This is a genomic window from Mycobacterium montefiorense, from assembly GCF_003112775.1.
In the GTDB taxonomy this organism is placed as follows: domain Bacteria; phylum Actinomycetota; class Actinomycetes; order Mycobacteriales; family Mycobacteriaceae; genus Mycobacterium; species Mycobacterium montefiorense.
On the sequence record NZ_BFCH01000011.1, the window covers coordinates 1 to 18,589 of the forward strand.

Consider the following 18,589-nt stretch of genomic DNA (forward strand, 5'->3'; position numbering starts at 1 on the left):
CCCCACCGCCGCCGAGCAGCCCGGCCGCGCCGCCGGTACCCCCGGGCATGCCGATGGCGGTGCTGTTGCCGCCCCTACCGCCATTGCCCCACAAGATCCCGCCGGGTCCCCCGGCCGTGCCTATCCCTTGCGCGTTGGTGACACCGTCGGCGCCGTCGCCGATCAACGGACGCCCCAATAACAACTCGGTGGGCGCATTGATCACTTGCAGCACTTGCTGGTCGAGATTCCCCACCACGCTCGCATCGGCGGCATCGGCGGCATCGGCGGCATCGGCGGCATCGGCGGCATCGGCGGCATCGGCGACGGCATACCTGCTCGCGGCCCCGGTAAGACCCTGCCCCACTTGATCATGAAACTCCGTGGCCCGCGCGCCGACTGTCTGATACGTCGAACCGTGCTGGGAAAACAGCGTTGCAATGGCCGCCGAGACTCCATCTCCACCAGGGGGTAACAATCCCGTCGTGGGCGCTGCGGCCGCTGCGTTGGCCGCACGGACCACTGATCCCAGGCTCGCCAAAGATGTTGCCGCGTCCGTCATTATCTCCGGCGCCGCGACTACAAACGACATGAAGCCCAACCCTTCTCACCAAACACCCACCCCAACCACCGGACACAACCTCGACAGCAAACCGTCACCACCGCCAAGTAGCGACAAGCTAACAACCTCCAGCTAAATAATTCCTTAGAAACCTAGAAGAATTTTCAGCTTCTAAGAAACAGTAGCAACATATGCACCAATCGACATACATTGGCAGCAAGGACTGGAGAACCATCACGGGAACTCCCTCCGGGAGATTGCATCGGTCGAGATTGAGGTCCGACTCACGATCATCGAAAAACACCAGCGCCCGATACGGGTATCGACGAATCGTATTGTCTTCAATAACAAAGGGATTGACCACCGGGGAAGGCGCCATAGGCTTCGCCGATCGCCCAAATTGAGCGACTGGTGCAATCGCCCGAGAGGGTCGCTCGATCCGACACAGTTCATTATCCGCGTCGCCCGCGCCTGGCAACACGATATTCGGTGTGGGCAAACCCGATACCGCCACGCAGGCTGGATGCGGGTTTAGTTGCCGTGCAACATCTTTCGTAGCGACTCCGTAAAGAATTGAGGCCAGATATTCACCCGATCGACACCGCCGCGACCGTTCGCGTCGAGTTCATCCCCAATGGGACGTCCCTATCCACGATCAGTTTTGAGTGGAACAAGTCTCGCCAATTCGCAAGCTGTACAAGGTTATTGAATTTGCCGTGGGCAATTTGACTGGAGATCCTTGGTTGCGGCGTAGGGTGGTCGCAGGCACCTAGACTGGGGTGGACCCATGAACCCACGGAACGGCTTCCTGCGCCGAACGGTGACGCGAACCTTCCACGACCGCCGCGATGCCGGTCGTGCGCTGGCCGAGCAGCTAACGGCCTACCGCGGCAAGGACAACGTGCTTACGCTCGGGCTAGCGCGTGGCGGCCTTCCGGTCGCCTGGGAGATCGCCTCGGCGCTGCACGCGGCGCTGGATGTATTCCTGGTCCGCAAGCTCGGGGTGCCCCGCGCCTCGGAACTCGCGATGGGCGCACTGGCCAGCGGCGGCGGCGTGGTGATGAACGACAACGTGGTTTCCAGCCTGCACATCACCGACGAGCAGGTCCGCGAGGTGATCGACAGCGAGACGGCCGAGCTGGCGCGACGCGAGCACGCGTATCGGGGTGGGCGCCCGGTCATCGACCCACGGGGCAAGATTGTGATCCTGGTCGACGACGGCATAGCGACCGGTGCGAGCATGCTGGCTGCAGTTCGGGCGGTCCGGGCCGGTGGACCGGAATCGATCGTCGTCGCAGTCCCGGTGGGCCCGGAATCAGTCTGCCGCGAACTCGCCCAGGTGGCCAACGAGGTCGTGTGCACGACGATGCCGCCCGCGTTCGAGGCTGTGGGGCAGGTCTATGCCGACTTTCGCCAGGTCAGCGACGACGAGGTGCGCCAGCTGCTGAATACGCCGACGCGCTGAGCGAGATCGGTTACTTGGTCGAGTCGTCGCCGGCTTCGGCCGAAACCGTCGACTCCTCGGTCGCGCCGTCAGCAGCGGCGGTGTCCTGCGCGCTCTCATCCGCGACTTCTTCGGGGTAGTCGACCGCGTCGTCAGCAGCCGGCTGTTCGTCGTCGCCTTCGAAACGCTGCTGGCGTTCACGCAGCGCGTCGACGATCAGCAGCACCACACCCAGGACGCTCGCGCCGATACACACCCAGGCCACCAGCTCGTTGCTGGTCACGACGGCGAACACCAAGGCCACAAGCCCAATCAGGGCTAGTACCAGCGCAATGATCAGCATCGGTCATCCTCAAGCCGAAGGGCGGGACTGCCAGGTCCAGTGCACATAAGTGTGCCGAACGTGGCGTCCGGCACTGCTCCCGGCTAGTTGTTGCCCCGATTGAATTGGTCGAACCCACCGGTATCAGCGCTCGAATCGACGGGAGCCGCCGATCCGCGCTGACCGAGTTCCTCAAGCTGGGACTCGAGGTAGGTCTTGAGCCGGGTGCGGTATTCGCGTTCGAAGGTGCGGAGCTGCTCAAGACGGCCTTCCAGCACGGTGCGCTGCTGGTTGATGGTCCCCATGATCTCGGTGTGCTTGCGCTCGGCGTCGGCCTGCAGGGCGTCGGCCTTCTCCTGGGCTTGACGCAACTGCGTCTCGGAGCGGGTTTGGGCGTCGGCCAGCATCGAGTCGGCGCGCTGACGGGCCTCGGTGACCGTGGTCTCGGCGGTCTGACGGGCCTCGGTCATGATCTGGTCGGCGTTGTTGCGGGCGTCGGACAGCATCTTGTCCGATTCGGCCTTTGCGGTGCTGGTCAGCCGATCGGCGGTGTCCTGGGCCAGGCTCAAGACGCGGGCCGCCTTCAGGGCCTGCTCCTCGTTGGTCCCCGTCGCGGCCGGCGCCGGAGCCGCCCTGACGGGTTCGGGCTCGGGCTCGAAGACAGGGGCAGGCGGGGTGGGCGCGGGTGCGACGGCAGCAGCGGGGGCAGCGGCGGCGGCACCGCCACCGATGGCCAGTTCGCGGTCGAGTTCCTCGATCCGCTGGCGCAGATCGGAGTTCTCTTCAATGAGCCGCGTCAGCTCGTTTTCCACCAGGTCGAGGAATGCGTCAACCTCGTCCTCGTTGTAACCGCGCTTGCCGATAGGCGGCTTACTGAACGCCACATTGTGGACGTCGGCTGGTGTAAGCGGCATTGTTTCGTCCCCTCAAGTTCCTGTCAAACGTTCCCGAAAGTGTAGAACGGAGTGGCAGCGGTTGTGCAACTGCCGCCCATCCTGTCACACCAGACCCGGCGGTTGCCGATTGCCCAATAAATTAAGACCCAATTTCAAACACTAAGAGCCATAAAATCCCAATCCTTAGAATTTGCAAATCGCGCGCATCAAACCGAGGCCGAACCGTGGCCAAACCGTCGCTCAGAGCCGTCGGCATCCAATGCGGCTTACGCCGCGGCGCCGAAGGCGAGCTGCATGCCGATAAACGCGACCAGCAGTAGCACCATGATGGACAGATCGAAGCGGATCGCACCGATGGTGAGTTGAGGGATCAGCCGACGCAGCAGCTTCACCGGCGGATCAGTAATCGACATGATGATCTCGAGGACCACCACGGTGATGCCGGTGGGATGCCAGTCACGGCTGAACGAGCGAATGAACTCGACGACGACCCGAGCGATGAGCAGCAGCCAAAAGATGAACAGCGCAAACCCAAGGATCTGAAAGAACAGCACCAACGAGAGCCCGACCTTACCGATGAGATGTCAATCCCCGCGCGGTAGCGCGGCAATCGCAAGAGTACCGACTCACCTCTGGGCCGACATCTCATACACGCCGTATCGGCAGCTGGACCGCTGATGCCTAACGCCGCTGCCTAGCGGTGTAGATGTGGTTATTGGTAAGCGTAGAAGCCAGTTTCGGCGATCCGGCGGCGCTCCTCCGGCGAGACGTCGACGTCGGCGGGCGACAGCAGGAACACCTTGGTCGCGACCTTGTCGAACGAGCCCCGCAACGCAAAGGCCAGACCGGCCGCGAAGTCGACCAGCCGTTTCGCGTCGGCGTTGTCCATCGATACCAGGTCCATGATCACCGGGGTTCCGTCGCGGAATCGCTCGCCGATCGTGCGGGCCTCGCTGTAGTCCTTGGGCCGCAGTGTCGTGATCTTCGACAGCGGGTGGCCCTCTTCGAACATCATCGCCATCCGGCGCGGGTCCATGGCCAGCGCGCCGCGGGTGGACCCGTTGCGCAGCCACGACCCCAGGCGCGGGCGGCCCATGTCCGGGCGGTCGAAGTCGCGGCCGCGGAACGGCGGCGGCTCGTCCGCGTAACCGCCCCGGTAGCCGGCGGGCGCATAGTCGCCCGGCTCGCCACGTGGATCGTCGTAGTCGGGACCGTCATAGCCGCGGCCGTAACCCTCGTCGAAACGAGCACGCGGGAAACCGCGGGAAGGTGCGCGGTCGTCGTAATACTCGTCTTCGTAGTCGTCCATTGGGGCCATACCGAAATAGGCCTTGACCTTGTGCAGTGTGCTCATTGCGTACGACCCCTTCTAGCCCCTGGGATTTCTGTTGTCTGTGATGAAGGTGTGACTACAGTGACTATTCACGGTGACGGTAGCCGCCGTGGACCCATTAGCGCGGTACCGACACGCACACACGTCGAACCGTGTTTTACCGCGATTTCTAAATCGTTGGACATGCCGGCGGACAAACCGACCGCATTCGGGTGCACTTCGAGCACCCGGCGGTGTGCGGATTGCAACCGCTCAAAGGCCGCGGCGGCGTCGGCGTCCAGCGGCGGAAGGCCCATCAACCCGACGAGTTCCAGACCTTGCGATTCCTCGACCTGCGCGCACACCTCGTCGAGGGTTCCCGGCGTGGCGATGTCGATGCCGCCGCGCGAGACATCGCCATCCAGGCTCACCTGAACGTAGACGCGCAGCGGGTGCTCCCGTCCACCCTCGGCCAGCGTCGCCATCACCGCCCGGTCCAGCGCCGTCACCAGTTGGGTGCTGTCGACTGAATGCGCGGTGTGCGCCCAGCGGGCCAGCGACCGCGCCTTCTTACGCTGAATCTGTCCCACCATGTGCCAGTGCAGCTCGCGAGAATCCGGTCGCGCAGAAGCCGCCGCCAACCGAGTGAGTTCCGCCACTTTTGCCGTTGCTTCTTGTTCCCTCGATTCACCGACCGATCGACAACCCAATCGGGACAAAATCGCAACATCGGTTGCCGGAAAGAATTTGGTAATAGGGAGAAGTTCAATTTCGCCGACATTGCGACCCGCTGCTTCCGCGGCCATCGCTAGTCGCGAACGCACTGCCGCCAACGCATGAGTCAATTCAGTTTCGCGGTTGCCCTGACTCGATCCCGCGTCTGATATTCCAACCGCCATAGCGGTCACTCCATCCATATCAGCGACGCCAGTCGCCCAGTCGGCGCGTCCCGGCGATGGCTGAACAGAGCACGGTCGGCCACCGTGCAGCGCGGATCGATGTCGATCGAGTTGACGCCCAAACCCTTTAGCTGGCAAGCGATTCCGGCCCGAAGATCGAGACCCGGCGTTCCGTTCGCGGTGGTGGCGCGACTGCCCGGCAGTACCGCCTCGACCTCGTCGGCCATCGCCGCGGGCACTTCGTAGTTGCGTCCGCTGACCGCTGGGCCCAGCAGCACCGATATGTCGTCGGCTTGCGCGCCCAGCTTCAGCATCGCCTCCACCGTGCGAGTTACCACTCCCCGCTGCGCGCCGACGCGTCCGGCGTGCACCGCCGCGGCCACACCGGCCCGCGCATCGGCCAGCAATACCGGCACACAGTCGGCCGTCACCACGGCCAACGCCAGTCGGGGTGTACGTGTCACCAACGCGTCGGTGTCATCGAACGCGCCATCCCGCGGCTGGTCGACGACCTCGACCCGATCGCCGTGGACCTGGTTCATCCACACCACCCGGTCGGCACCCAGGCCGATGGCGCGGGCCAGCCGGGCACGGTTGGCGACCACCGCGGCGGGGTCGTCACCCACATGGTCGCCGAGGTTGAAGCTGTCGAACGGTGGCTTCGAGACGCCGCCCGCGCGGGTGGTCGTCACTCGCCGGATGCGAACGGTCACGTGACCAGTATCCGAGATTCCGCGCCGGCCAACCGTCCCCGACGTGTGGCCGGGGCCGGGGGTCGGGTGCATGTCCGTTCTCAGCGGCGCATGAAGGGCGGCACATCGACGTCGTCGTCATCGCCACCGATATTCAAGGTCGAGCCGTTGGTGTGCACCGGGACGCTGACGGCGTCGACCGGCTCGAATAGCGTCGAGGTGAGCTTGCCCGCCTTCGCCGACTCGATCCGGTGTGCACCGCCGGCCTTCTCTGCCTTGTCGGCACCGACCACGGGTTTACGCCCGGGCCCGGCCGCGTCGAAGCCGGCCGCGATGACGGTGACACGCACCTCGTCGCCCAGCGAGTCGTCGATGACGGTTCCGAAGATGATGTTGGCGTCTTGGTGCGCCGCGTCCTGGACCAACGAAGCTGCCTCGTTGATTTCGAACAGGCCCAGGTCGCTACCGCCGGCGATCGACATCAGCACGCCCTGGGCGCCCTCCATCGACGCCTCTAGCAGCGGCGAGTTGATGGCGATCTCGGCGGCCTTGAGCGAGCGGCCTTCACCGCGGGCCGAGCCGATGCCCATCAGCGCGGTGCCCGCGCCGGACATGATGCCCTTGACGTCGGCGAAGTCGACATTGATCAGGCCGGGCGTGGTGATCAGGTCGGTGATGCCCTGGACACCGTTGAGCAGCACCTCGTCGGCGCTGCGGAACGCATCCATCAGCGACACCGCGGCATCGCCCATCTGCAGCAGTCGGTCGTTCGGGATCACGATCAGGGTGTCGCAGCTCTCGCGCAGCGACCCGATGCCATTTTCGGCCTGGTTGCTGCGTCGTTTGCCTTCGAACGAGAACGGCCGGGTGACCACGCCGACGGTCAGCGCGCCCAACTTGCGGGCGATGCTAGCGACGACGGGTGCACCGCCGGTGCCGGTTCCGCCACCTTCGCCGGCGGTGACGAACACCATGTCCGCACCGCGCAGCAGCTCTTCAATCTCGTCCTTGGCGTCCTCGGCGGCCTTGCGCCCGACCTCGGGATCGGCGCCGGCGCCCAATCCACGGGTGGAGTCGCGGCCCACGTCGAGCTTGACGTCGGCATCGCTCATCAACAGTGCCTGCGCATCGGTGTTGATCGCGATGAACTCGACGCCCTTGAGGCCCTGTTCGATCATCCGGTTGACGGCGTTGACGCCGCCGCCACCGATACCCACAACCTTGATGACGGCCAGGTAGTTATGCGGGGGGGTCATCATCTCGTCTTCCTCCCTGGTGGGATTCGGTTCTACCGGAACGGTGGCGGTCCCCCTCGCAAACTCTCAACCTCAACCATAGAGTTAGAGTTATGTCAAGTAGTTCCGCGCAACCAGAACGGTATGGGCACGATGCGCGCTAACCCTGCAGGCGCGCCGAGGCGCCGCACGCAAATTTCGGTCAATTTTTTGGTGTTTGGCGTGCCCGGAGTGCGGGCCGCTACTTGACGGTTGGCAAATCAGGACTGGACACGTCGTAGGTCTTGCCCGGCTGCGTCAGCAGCGCGGCCAGCTTCTCGGCCTTTTCATCCGTCCGGTCCGTCGTACCCCAGATCACCACTCGCCCATCACCGAGCGTGAGGGTGATCGAGGCCAGCGACGGCGCCGCGATCCGGCCCACCTGATCCGCAACCTCCGGCCGCAGCGCCAGCAGCACCTGTAACGCGGCCATGGTCGTCGGGTCGGTCGGTCCGGGGTTGGTGACGTCGATATACGGCAGCGCCGGCGGTGGCGGGCCGGTCGCGAAGTCGACACCGTCGCGGTCGAATAAGTGCGGCCCGTCGGGAAAGTCCTTCACTACCACGGGAACTCGCTCGACGATCGTGATCCGCAGCGCCGAAGGGTATTGACGCTGCACCCGGGCGCTGGCCACCCGGCGAATCGCCGCCACCCGGTCGGCGACCTGATTGGTATTGACCTGCAGCAACGGCGTGCTGATCCGCACCCCGGCCGCGTCGAGGACCTCCTCGCGGCTCACCGCACCGTTGCCGGTGACGACGATGTTGCGCGCCGACATCACCGGCGTGAAGTAGAGGATCAGCGCCAGGCCGACTCCGACGATCACCACCAGCACCGTCGCGAGGAACAGCTTCAAGCCCCGGACGACGCCGCGCCCAACGGGTTTGGGTTGGTTGACGATGCGGCCGCTGGCCCGGCGCTTGGCTTCGCGGCGCGCTTCCTCGATCGCGGTGGCGCGGGCCTGCGCGGCGCGACGCTCGGCCCGTTCGCGCCGCTCCCGACGGCGTGGTCCCTCGAATTCGGCTTGCTCGGGCTCGGTGTGATCGTTTTCCGGTTGAACCTCTTCGACGGGGATCGGTTCGGTGACCGCGTTGTCCACCGAATCGTCGGCGGCGTCGGGCGGCTCGGTGGCCTCGCCGGAGTCGGCGACCAGGTCGGTGGGTGTGGGCTCGTTGGGCTCGGTCATCGCAACACCCCGGGCGCACCGGGCGCGCCGCGGCTAGCCCGCACCCGCAGCGCCGTCACGATCTCGGGCCCCAGCAGCGTCACGTCGCCGGCCCCCATCGTCACGATGACATCACCGGGACCGGCGGCGGCGGCCACCTGCTCGGCGACCGCGGAGAAATCCGGCAGGTAGCGCGCCGGCACGCTGATGTGCTCGGCGACGCTGGCCCCGCTGACACCGGCCAGCGGCTGTTCTCGGGCGCCGTAGACGTCGAGGACGAACACCTCGTCGGCGGCGTTGAGTGCGTGACCGAAGTCAGCAGCGAAAGCCTTTGTCCGCGAATATAAGTGGGGTTGGAAGACTACCAGCGCGCGACCCTCGCCGCCCTGCTCGACGACCGTGCGGACGGCCGCCAGCGTCGCGGCGATCTCGGTCGGGTGGTGGGCGTAATCGTCGAATACCCGCACCGATCCCACCGCTGCGACCAATTCGAAACGGCGTCGCACGCCCTCGAAACCGCCGAGTCCGTCGAGCACCTGATCGGCCGGGGCGCCTACCTCGATCGCGGCCAGCAACGCGCCGAGTGCGTTGAGCGCCATATGCCGACCCGGCACCGACAGCCGCATGGTGCGCACGGCTTGGTCGCCCAATTGGATGTGTGCGACAGCTCCGGTGCCCTGCTGCTCCCACGACAGCAGGGTGCCGGCTAACTTCTGGTCCGGCTCCCCTGGCGACCCGGACCCGTAGCGCAGCACCCGGACTCCCAGTTCGCTGCTGCGCTGGGCCAGCGCCGCGGCCCCGGGGTCGTCGGTGCACACCACCAGCGCGCCGCCCGGGGCCAGCCGCTCGACAAAAGCGTCGAAGACGGCGACGTAGGCGTCTGGGCTGCCGTAGAAATCCAGGTGATCGATCTCGATGTTGGTGACCACCGCGACGTTGGGCGTGTATTCCAGCAGCGAGCCGTCGCTTTCGTCGGCCTCGGCGACGAAGCAGTCGCCGCTGCCGTGGTGCGCGTTGGTGCCGGCCTCACCGAGATCCCCTCCCACCGCGAACGACGGGTCGCGCCCGCACTGCTGCAGGGCCACGATCAGCATCGACGTCGTCGTGGTCTTGCCGTGGGTGCCGGTGACCATCAGCGTGGTCAGCCCATCCATCAGCTTGGCCAGCACCGCCGGCCGCAACACCACCGGAATGCCGCGGCGCCGGGCCTCGACCAGCTCGGGGTTGGTCTTCGGGATGGCAGCGTGAGTGGTGATGACCGCGGTCGCACCGCCGGGCAGCAGGTCCAGCGACGACGGGTCGTGCCCGATGCGGATCAGCGCGCCACGGGCTCGCAGCGCGTGCACACCGCGGGACTCCTTTGCGTCCGACCCCGACACCAGCCCGCCCCGGTCCAGCAGGATGCGGGCGATGCCCGACATTCCGGCTCCCCCGATGCCCACCATGTGCACCCGCTGCAGCTCGGGCGGCAACGGATTGGCGGTCACCGTCTCCCCCTGGCTGCAGGCCCCCCATCACGTGCTTGCCGCGCGATGTCCAGCGCCGCCTCGGCGACCTGGCGCGCAGCATCCCGATGCCCCACCCGCGCGGCGGCCGCGGTCATCGCCGCCAGCCGCGGCGGGTCGGTGAGCAGCCCGGTCACCTCGCGGGCCACCAGCTCCGGCGTCAGGACAGCGTCGGGGATCACCATGCCGCCGCCGGCGTTGACCACCGGCAGCGCGTTGAGGCGCTGCTCGCCGTTGCCGATCGGCAGCGGGACGTAGATCGCCGGCAGGCCGACGGCGGACACCTCCGCGACCGTCATGGCGCCGGAGCGGCAGATGGCCAGGTCGGCAGCTGCATAGGCCAGATCCATCCGGTCCAGATAGGGCACCGGCCGGTAAGGCGGATCGCCGTCTTGGGGTTCGCACAGCTCGAGGGTGTTCTTCGGGCCGTGCGCATGCAGCACGGACACGCACGCGGCGGCCAGGTCAGCGGCGGCCGCCGAGACCGCGCGGTTGAGTGAGACCGCGCCCTGCGAACCGCCGAACACCAGCAACACTCTCGCGTCAGCGGCAAAGCCGAAGTGCCGGCGCGCTTCGGCCCGCAGCGCCGTGCGGTCCAGCGTGGTGATGGTGGACCGGACCGGGACCCCGACCACCTCGGCGTGTCGTAGCCCGGAATCCGGCACCGCGGACAGCACCCGCTGCGCGGTCCGGGCGCCCACCCGGTTCGCCAGCCCGGCGCGGGCGTTGGCCTCGTGGATCACCACCGGGATACGACGGCGGAACCTGGGAAAACCGCGGGCGGCCAGGTAGGCCGGCAGGGCCACGTAGCCGCCGAAACCCACCACCACGTCGGCGTCGACCACGTCGAGCACCGAACGGGTCTCCCGGACGGCACGCCATACCCGCGGTGGCAGCCGGGCCAGGTCACCACTGGGCTTACGTGGCAGCGGCACCGGAGTGATCAGTTCGAGGTGGTAGCCGCGTTCGGGGACCAGCCTGGTCTCGAGGCCACGCGCGGTGCCCAACGCGGTGATCCGGACGTGCGGATCCAGTGCGCTCAGAGCATCGGCGACGGCCATCGCGGGCTCCACATGACCGGCGGTGCCGCCGCCGGCCAGCACGACCGACAGGGAATTAAGTGACGACGAAGCGGCACCGGCGGGCGAGGGACTTACCCCCTGCCCGCCGGCCGGCTCCTTGACCGTGTGGTTCACCCGTAACGCTGACCTTCCAATGCGCGTGCGCGCCGTGCTTGACGCTGGCCGGCTCCCTGCCTCGGGTTGCGCTGGCCAGATCCATGATGCCCTGAACGGTCCGTCCGGGCAGCCGTCCGACCGAAAACCGGCCGCAATGGCGGCTCGGGCTTGCGGGCACTCTTGCGGGCGGGCGGCTCTGCTTTCCGGGCAGGGGCCTTGCGGGCCCGCCCCGGGGCGGGCGGTCGCGGCTTTTGCGGCTGCGCTCGCTTGCGATCGCGAAACGACTCGATACGGCTGGGCACATACGGCTCCGGCGGCGGCAGCCGCAGCAACCGGTTCATCTTGTCGTCCCGCCCGGCACGCAGCGCGGCCACCGCCTCGGGCTCATGCCGTGCCGCGTTACACATGATTCCAATCATGAAAAGCGTTGCAGCCGTGGATGTTCCACCAGCAGATATCAATGGGAGCTGCAGGCCGGTCACCGGCAGCACGCCGATCACGTAGCCGATGTTGATGAAGGCCTGCCCGAGGATCCACATCGTCGTGGTGGCGCTCAGCAGCCGCAGAAACGGGTCGGCCGACCGCCGCGCGATCCGCATCCCGGTGTAGGCGAACAACCCGAACAGCGCCAGCAGCCCGAACGCGCCGATGAAGCCGAGCTCCTCGCCGATGATCGCGAAGATGAAGTCGTTGTGCGCGTTGGGCAGGTAGTTCCATTTGGCGGTGCCCTGGCCGAGACCGTCGCCGAAGATGCCGCCGTGGGCCAGCGCGAACTTCGCCTGTCGTGCCTGGTAGCCGGTGTCCTGCGGGTCGTTCTCGGGGTTGATCCACGAGCGCACCCGGTCCGACCGGTATCCGGCCGACATTGCCAGAACCGCGCCGGCCATGATCACCGCCAGCAGCGACGTGCCGAAGACTCGCAGCGGCAACCCCGCGTACCACAGCAGGGCCAGCAGGATGATGCCCAGCGACACCGTCTGCCCGAGGTCGGGCTGGGCCACGATCAGCCCCAGCGCGATGACCGCGGCCGGTACCAGCGGGATCAGCATCTCGCGCAGCGAGGCTCGCTCCAGGCGGCGCGCGGCCAGCAGGTGGGCACCCCAGATCGCGAAGGCGATTTTGGCCAGCTCGGAGGGCTGCATCGACAAGCCGGCGACGACGAACCACTTCCGCGAACCGTTGGCGAGGTTCCCGATTCCGGGAACGAGCACCAGCACCAGCAAAATGATGGTGACCAGGTATCCCGGGAAGGCCACCCGCCGCAGAAACCGCACCGGCATCCGCATCGCGACGTAGGCCCCGATGACCCCGATGACCGTCCACAACACCTGTTTGCCGAAGATCACCCACGCCGACCCGTCGTCGCCGTAGGACCGCACACCCGACGCCGACAGCACCATGGTCAGGCCCAGTGTGGTCAGCAATGCGGTGATGGCGACGATCAGGTGAAACGAGGTCATGGGACGGCCCAGCCAGGCGCCGAACCGGGCGCGTGGACTGTGCTCCGGGTCTTTGACCTTAGTTTTCGCGGCCGCCGGGGTCCGTTCGTCGGGTGCCTCGTCCGACCCGGCAGCATCTGTTACGTCGGCGGTTTCCAGCGCGTCGGTTACGGCTTCGGCGTCCTCGGTCGTGTCGTCGGCGACGGCCTCCGCCGCCTCGGCCGGCGCGGTCTCGTTCTTCTTGTTGCCCCGACGTAAGCGCCGGGTCAGCGCGTTACCCACAACCCGCCTACCGCAGCGCCGCACGTACCGCGGCCGCGAATGCGTCACCACGGTCTGCGTAGCCGCTGAACTGGTCAAACGATGCCCCCGCCGGCGCCAGCAGCACCGTGTCTCCCGACTGTGCCAAATCACGAGCCGCGGCCACCGCCGCCGTCATCACGCGAACGCCGAGACCATCCCCCACACTGTCAACTTTTGTCACATCAGTATCAGCAGTCGCATGCATACCAGCATCCTCGCCTGTCACAACCTGGACGACCGGGACATCGGGCGCGTGTCGCGATAACGCATCGGCAACCTCTTGGCGATCGCGGCCGATGAGCACCGCACCGACCAGCCGGGATGCGATTCTGGCGACCTCTGCGTCCAGCGATGCGCCCTTGAGCAAACCGCCGGCCACCCACACCACCCGCGGGTAAGCCATGATCGACGCCTCGGCGGCGTGCGGGTTGGTGGCCTTCGAGTCGTCGACGTAGCGGATCCCGTCGGCCACAGCAACGACTTCGCAACGATGCCGGCCCAACTGAAACGTCGACACGGCTTCGGCGATCGCGGCGGCAGGCACGTCGACGCTGCGGGCCAGCGCCGCCGCGGCCAGGGTGTCGAGCACGCCGACGGGGCCCGGCACCGGGATGGACGCGGCCGGCAGCAGGGCCAGGTCGTCGGCAAAGGCGCGATCGATCAGCTGTCCGTCCCGTACGCCGAGCTCGCCGGGGGCCGGCTCGCCAAGCCGGAACCCGGCTCGCACCGGGGCCGCCGCGGTGCTCAGTAATGCGGCGGCCCGGCTGTCGTCCAGCCCGACGACCGCGACCCGGCCGCCCAGAACGCGGGCCTTCGCCGCGGTGTACTCGCCCATCGACGCATGCCAATCCAGATGGTCTTCGGCGATGTTGAGCACCACGCCCGCCTCCGGCTGCAGCGAGGGGGCCCAGAACAGCTGAAAGCTCGACAACTCGACGGCCAGCAGGTCGGCCGGCTGGTCCAGCACGTCGAGGACGGGGTCGCCGATGTTGCCACAGAGCAGGCTGCGCCGTCCCCCGGCGATCAACATGGCATGCAGCATCGACGTCGTCGTGGTCTTGCCGTTGGTGCCGGTCACGACCAGCCAGCGGCGTGGTGTGCCGTAACAGCCCGCTGCGTCCAGCCGCCAGGCCAGCTCCACGTCACCCCAGATCGGCACGCCCGCGGCCGCCGCGGCGGCCAGCACCGGCGCCGTCGGCTGGAAGCCGGGACTGGTGACCACCAGCGCATAGTCGGCGATGTGCGCAACCGCCGTCGCCGGATCGACTGTCGCAACACCGCTTTCGGTGTAAGGACGCAGCATCACCGGATCGTCGTCGCACAGCGTCGCCGCGGCGCCGAATCGGGTCAGCGCACCCAGAATTGCCCGGCCGGTCACCCGGGCACCGGCGATCAGGACGGGCGCACCCGCCAGCTGGGGGTACCGCCCGCTTGCGGGGGAGGGTTCGAGCCCAGGCATGTCATGCGCCGATCGTGGCGAGCCACTCACCGTAGAACAGCGCGACGCCCAGGCCGCAGGCGATCGCGGTGAGCAGCCAGAAGCGGATGATCACCGTCGTTTCGGCCCACCCGCTCAACTCGAAATGGTGGTGGAAGGGCGCCATCCGGAACACCCGGCGCCCGGTGGTCCGGAAGGTCAGGATCTGCAGCACCACCGAGATGACCTCAGCGACGAACAGCGAACCCAGCACCACCGCAAGGATCTCGGTGCGGCTGGTGACGGACAAACCCGCGATGATGCCGCCCAGCGCCAGCGAACCGGTGTCGCCCATGAAGATCTTGGCGGGCGCGGCATTCCACCACAGGAACCCGATGCACGCGCCGGCGGTCGCGGCCGCGACGATCGCCAGATCCAGCGGGTCGCGCACGTTGTAGCAGGCCAGCCCGGGCGCGGTGGCACAGGCGTTGCGGTACTGCCAGAAGGTGATCAACACGTAGGCACCGGTGACCATCGCCATGCAGCCGGCAGCCAGCCCGTCCAGGCCGTCGGTGAAGTTGACCGCGTTGGACCAGGCGCTGACAACGACCACGCAGAACAGCACGAAAAGTCCGGGAGTCAGTGCGACGGTGGCAATCTCGCGCACATAGGACAGATCCGAGCTGGCCGGCGTCAGGCCGTTGGCGTTGTGGAATCCCAGCACCAGCACACCGAACAGCACCGCCGCCAGAATCTGCCCGACCGTCTTGGCGGTCTTGTTCAGCCCCAGGTTGCGTGACCTGCGGATTTTGATCAAGTCGTCGAGGAAGCCGACCCCGCCCAGCATCGTGGCCAGGCCCAACACCAACAGTCCCGACGCGGAGACCCCCTCGCCGTCGAACGCCAGCCCGACGAGGTGGGTGCCCAGGTAGCCGGCCCAGATGCCCGCCAAGATCGCCACGCCGCCCATCGACGGCGTGCCGCGCTTGGTGTGATGGCTCGGCGGGCCGTCCTCACGAATCTGGTGACCGAAACCCTGCTTGCTGAACAGCCGGATTAGCGCCGGGGTCAACAGAATTGACACGGTCAAGGCGATCGCGAGGGCGACGAGAATCTGTCTCACGGGCGAGCCTCGCCGTCTGCGGCCAGCGCCTCTGCCAGCGCACGCAGGCCAGCGGCCTTCGACGCCTTCACCAGGACGACGTCACCGGATTGCAGTTCGGCCCGCAACAACGCCAGGGCGGCGTCGCCGTCGGCCACGTTCACCGCCTCGGCGCCCCACGAGCCCTCCATGACCGCAGCGTGATGCATCGCGGTGACCGACCTCCCCGTTCCCACGACAACAAGTCGAGACACATCTAAGCGCACCGCCAGCCGTCCGATGGCATCGTGCTCGGTTATCGCGTCCTCGCCGAGCTCGGCCATCTCGCCCAACACCGCCCAGCTGCGCCTCTTTTTCCCCGCCGGAACTTCCCCGCCGGCGGCGATCCAGGCCAGTGCCTGCATTCCGGCCCGCATCGAGTCGGGGTTGGCGTTGTAGGCGTCGTCGATGACGGTCACCCCGTCGGAACGGTTCGTCACGTGCATGCGGTGCCGCGACACCGGGCCGGCCGCGGCCAGCGACGCCGCGATCTGCTCGACGCTGGCGCCACACTGCAGCGCGACCGCAGCGGCGCATAACGCATTGGTGACCTGGTGTTCGCCGTAGACACCGAGCGCAACCTCGGCTTCCACGGCGCCTCGCGCGTCCATCGCGTGCAGGGTAAATCGCGGCCTGGCCAATTCGTCCAGCGACACGCCTTCGGCCCAGACGTCGCTGGGTCCCGAATCGGTGTGGCTGGCTCCGCTGACCCGCACCACCCAGCCAGAGCTGACGTGCGCCATGGCCGCCACCGACGGGTCGTCGACATTGAGAACGACCACTCCGGAAGCTGGAACAGATTGTGGCAGTTCAGATTTCGTTCGAGCGATGGCCTCGCGCGAACCAAACTCGCCTAGGTGCGCGGTGCCGACGTTGAGCACGACGCCGATCGCGGGCGGGGCGATCTGCGCCAGGGCGGCGATATTGCCGGGATGACGCGCTGACATCTCCAAAACCAGGTAGTCGGTGCTGCGCGTCGCGCGCAGCACCGTCCAGGGATGCCCCAGCTCGTTGTTGAACGATCCCGGCGGCGCCACCACCTCACCCAGCGGTTCGAGCACCGCGGCCACCAGGTCTTTGGTCGACGTCTTTCCCGACGAGCCGGTGATCCCGATGATCGTCAGGCCACCGGCCACCAGCTCCTCGGCCACCACTTTCGCCAGCTTGGCCAGCGCGCCCAGCACCGCGGCACCCGAACCGTCGGGATCGTGCTCGAGCACCCCGGCCCGCGACCCGGAAGCCCCCTGGGGGGCAACCACGATGGCGGGAACCCCGACCGGCCGCGCGGCCAGCACCGCCACCGCGCCGGCGGCTACCGCCGAGGCCGCGTAGTCATGGCCGTCCGAGCGCGCGCCCGGCAGCGCCAGAAATAGCCCGCCCGGACCGGCGGCGCGCGAGTCGAACTCAACGGTCCCGGTGACGTGGAGTTCCGCGGCGTCGCGCGGCGAGATGTCGGCCAGGGTGCCGCCGACGATATCGGCGATCTGCGCGACGGTCAGGTCGATCATCGGCGTGCCTTGCGGAGGTCTTCCAGCGCTGCCGCCAGCTCCACCCGGTCGTCGAACGGGCGGACCACGTCGCCGGTGCGCTGCCCGGTTTCGTGGCCTTTCCCGGCGATCAGCACCACGTCGCCGGGGCCGGCCCAGCCGACCGCGTACCGGATCGCGTCACACCGGTCGGCGATCTCGACCACCTGCGCTAGTGAGCCGACTTCCGTTGCGCCGGTGACGATCTCGCGCCGAATCGCCGCGGGGTCCTCACTGCGCGGGTTGTCGTCGGTGACGACAACGAGGTCGGCCAGCTCGGCGGCGACGCCGCCCATCGGCCCGCGCTTGCCCGGGTCGCGATCGCCGCCGGCGCCGAACACCACCGCGAGCCGCCGACCCGGCTGCAGCAGGGTGGTCAATACCGCCCGTAGCGCGCCGGGCTTGTGGGCGTAATCGACGAGGGCCAGGAAATCCTGGTCGCGATCGATGTCTTCCAATCGTCCCGGAACACGGGTGTCCAGCAGCCCCGCCGCCGCCTGCTCCGGCGAGACCCCGACCGCGTCCAGAATTGCCAGTGCTACAAGACAATTGGCGATGTTGTAGCCGCCCGTGAGCCGAATACCAATACGGTGTTTACCACCGGCGGGGTCGACGACGGTGAACTCTTGTCCCCCGGCGCTCGTCGACGCCAGGTCCGTTGCGCGCCAATGCGCCGGTTGGCCGGTGACACTGACCGTGATCGCGTCGGTGGCACGCGCGGCCATCGCCCGACCGGCATCGTCGTCGACGCAGACCACGGCCCGGCGAGCGTGCAGCGGCGAGTTCGGATCGAACAGCATCGCCTTGGCTTCGAAGTAGTCGGCCATGGTGGGATGAAAGTCGAGGTGGTCGCGGGATAGGTTGGTGAATCCGCCTACCGCGAAACGGGTTCCGTCGACCCGGCCCAACGTCAACGCGTGGCTGGAGACCTCCATGACGACGGTGTCCACCCCGCGCTCGGCCATCGCCGCCAGCATCGCCTGCAGCGCGGGCGCCTCCGGAGTGGTCAGCGCGCTGGGGATGTCGGCGCCGTCGATGCGGATGCCGATGGTGCCGATCAACCCCGCGGTATGGCCGCCGGCGCGCAGACCAGACTCGACCAGATAGGTCGTGGTGGTTTTACCGGAGGTGCCGGTGATCCCGACCACCGTCACCCGGTCCGACGGATTGTCGTACACGGTGGCGGCCAGCGCGCCGAGGATGCTGCGGGGCGCCGGCTGCACCAAGGTAGGCACGGCGCCGGCCAGCGTGCCCATCTCGGCGGCCCCGGCCGCGTCGGTGAGCACCGCGACGGCACCGCGTTCGATCGCGTCGCCGGCGTAGCGGGCACCGTGGGTGGCCGAGCCGGCCAGTGCGGCGAACAGGTCGCCGGGCAACACGTCCTGGGCACGCAGTGTCACCCCGGTGATCGACACGTCCGGGACGGCGCCCCCGCCGGCCAGCACCGCGCCCACTTGCTCCGCCAGCGCAGGCAGCCGCACGCCCGCGCCCTTGCTGGGGCGCAGCTCATCCGATACCTGCACTTCCGGTCACAC

At 67.6% G+C, this 18,589-nt stretch carries 16 protein-coding genes and 1 pseudogene; 1 reads left to right on the top strand and 16 read right to left on the bottom strand.

Annotated features, from left to right (window positions below):
- The coding region (locus DB708_RS07590) for a PE family protein (protein ID WP_133250988.1) at positions 1-571 on the bottom strand (571 nt) is incomplete at its 3' end.
- Between the two features lie 754 nt (positions 572-1,325).
- Between DB708_RS07590 and DB708_RS07595 the strand changes: the two are divergent.
- A pseudogene (locus DB708_RS07595) lies at positions 1,326-2,006 on the top strand (phosphoribosyltransferase); the annotation flags it as partial.
- Between the two features lie 10 nt (positions 2,007-2,016).
- On the opposite strand, the gene DB708_RS07600 reads toward DB708_RS07595, so the two are convergent.
- The 15 genes from DB708_RS07600 to DB708_RS07675 form a co-directional block, all read right to left on the bottom strand.
- Positions 2,017-2,328, bottom strand: coding sequence for a hypothetical protein (locus DB708_RS07600; protein ID WP_108921354.1), 312 nt, complete (start codon positions 2,326-2,328; stop codon positions 2,017-2,019).
- A gap of 83 nt (positions 2,329-2,411) precedes the next feature.
- Positions 2,412-3,221 (bottom strand): DivIVA-like cell division protein Wag31, encoded by an 810-nt coding sequence (gene wag31 / locus DB708_RS07605; protein ID WP_108921355.1) that lies wholly within the window; start codon positions 3,219-3,221, stop codon positions 2,412-2,414.
- 248 nt (positions 3,222-3,469) lie between these two features.
- Positions 3,470-3,760 carry a YggT family protein gene (locus tag DB708_RS07610; protein WP_108921356.1) on the bottom strand — a complete coding sequence of 97 codons (291 nt, stop codon included), beginning with the start codon at positions 3,758-3,760 and terminating at the stop codon, positions 3,470-3,472.
- 155 nt (positions 3,761-3,915) lie between these two features.
- Positions 3,916-4,557, bottom strand: a complete 642-nt coding sequence (locus DB708_RS07615) for a cell division protein SepF (protein WP_108921357.1) — start codon at positions 4,555-4,557, stop codon at positions 3,916-3,918.
- A 68-nt stretch (positions 4,558-4,625) separates the two neighbouring features.
- Positions 4,626-5,414: a YggS family pyridoxal phosphate-dependent enzyme gene (locus tag DB708_RS07620; RefSeq protein ID WP_235616672.1), complete on the bottom strand. Its 789-nt coding sequence runs from the start codon at positions 5,412-5,414 to the stop codon at positions 4,626-4,628.
- A gap of 5 nt (positions 5,415-5,419) precedes the next feature.
- Positions 5,420-6,127 (bottom strand): peptidoglycan editing factor PgeF, encoded by a 708-nt coding sequence (gene pgeF / locus DB708_RS07625; protein ID WP_201263451.1) that lies wholly within the window; start codon positions 6,125-6,127, stop codon positions 5,420-5,422.
- A gap of 80 nt (positions 6,128-6,207) precedes the next feature.
- Positions 6,208-7,362, bottom strand: coding sequence for a cell division protein FtsZ (gene ftsZ / locus DB708_RS07630; RefSeq protein WP_108921360.1), 1,155 nt, complete (start codon positions 7,360-7,362; stop codon positions 6,208-6,210).
- 220 nt (positions 7,363-7,582) lie between these two features.
- Positions 7,583-8,566, bottom strand: coding sequence for a cell division protein FtsQ/DivIB (locus DB708_RS07640; protein WP_108921361.1), 984 nt, complete (start codon positions 8,564-8,566; stop codon positions 7,583-7,585).
- Positions 8,563-9,990 carry a UDP-N-acetylmuramate--L-alanine ligase gene (gene murC / locus DB708_RS07645; RefSeq protein ID WP_409347576.1) on the bottom strand — a complete coding sequence of 476 codons (1,428 nt, stop codon included), beginning with the start codon at positions 9,988-9,990 and terminating at the stop codon, positions 8,563-8,565. The genes DB708_RS07640 and murC overlap by 4 nt, the downstream gene beginning before the upstream one ends.
- A 38-nt stretch (positions 9,991-10,028) precedes the next feature.
- Positions 10,029-11,246 (bottom strand): undecaprenyldiphospho-muramoylpentapeptide beta-N-acetylglucosaminyltransferase, encoded by a 1,218-nt coding sequence (gene murG, locus DB708_RS07650; RefSeq protein ID WP_108921363.1) that lies wholly within the window; start codon positions 11,244-11,246, stop codon positions 10,029-10,031.
- Positions 11,243-12,949: a putative lipid II flippase FtsW gene (gene ftsW, locus DB708_RS07655; RefSeq protein WP_409347568.1), complete on the bottom strand. Its 1,707-nt coding sequence runs from the start codon at positions 12,947-12,949 to the stop codon at positions 11,243-11,245. The genes murG and ftsW overlap by 4 nt, the downstream gene beginning before the upstream one ends.
- Before the next feature lie 7 nt (positions 12,950-12,956).
- A complete protein-coding gene (gene murD, locus DB708_RS07660) occupies positions 12,957-14,429 on the bottom strand; it encodes a UDP-N-acetylmuramoyl-L-alanine--D-glutamate ligase (RefSeq protein WP_108921364.1) in 1,473 nt (490 codons plus the stop codon).
- A 1-nt stretch (position 14,430) separates the two neighbouring features.
- Entirely contained in the window at positions 14,431-15,510 is a 1,080-nt protein-coding gene (gene mraY / locus DB708_RS07665; protein ID WP_108921365.1) for a phospho-N-acetylmuramoyl-pentapeptide-transferase, read from the bottom strand.
- A complete protein-coding gene (locus DB708_RS07670) occupies positions 15,507-17,036 on the bottom strand; it encodes a UDP-N-acetylmuramoyl-tripeptide--D-alanyl-D-alanine ligase (protein ID WP_108921366.1) in 1,530 nt (509 codons plus the stop codon). Before DB708_RS07670 ends, mraY begins: the two co-directional genes overlap by 4 nt.
- Positions 17,033-18,577, bottom strand: coding sequence for a UDP-N-acetylmuramoyl-L-alanyl-D-glutamate--2,6-diaminopimelate ligase (locus DB708_RS07675; RefSeq protein ID WP_108921367.1), 1,545 nt, complete (start codon positions 18,575-18,577; stop codon positions 17,033-17,035). The genes DB708_RS07670 and DB708_RS07675 overlap by 4 nt, the downstream gene beginning before the upstream one ends.
- Positions 18,578-18,589: the final 12 nt, after the last annotated feature.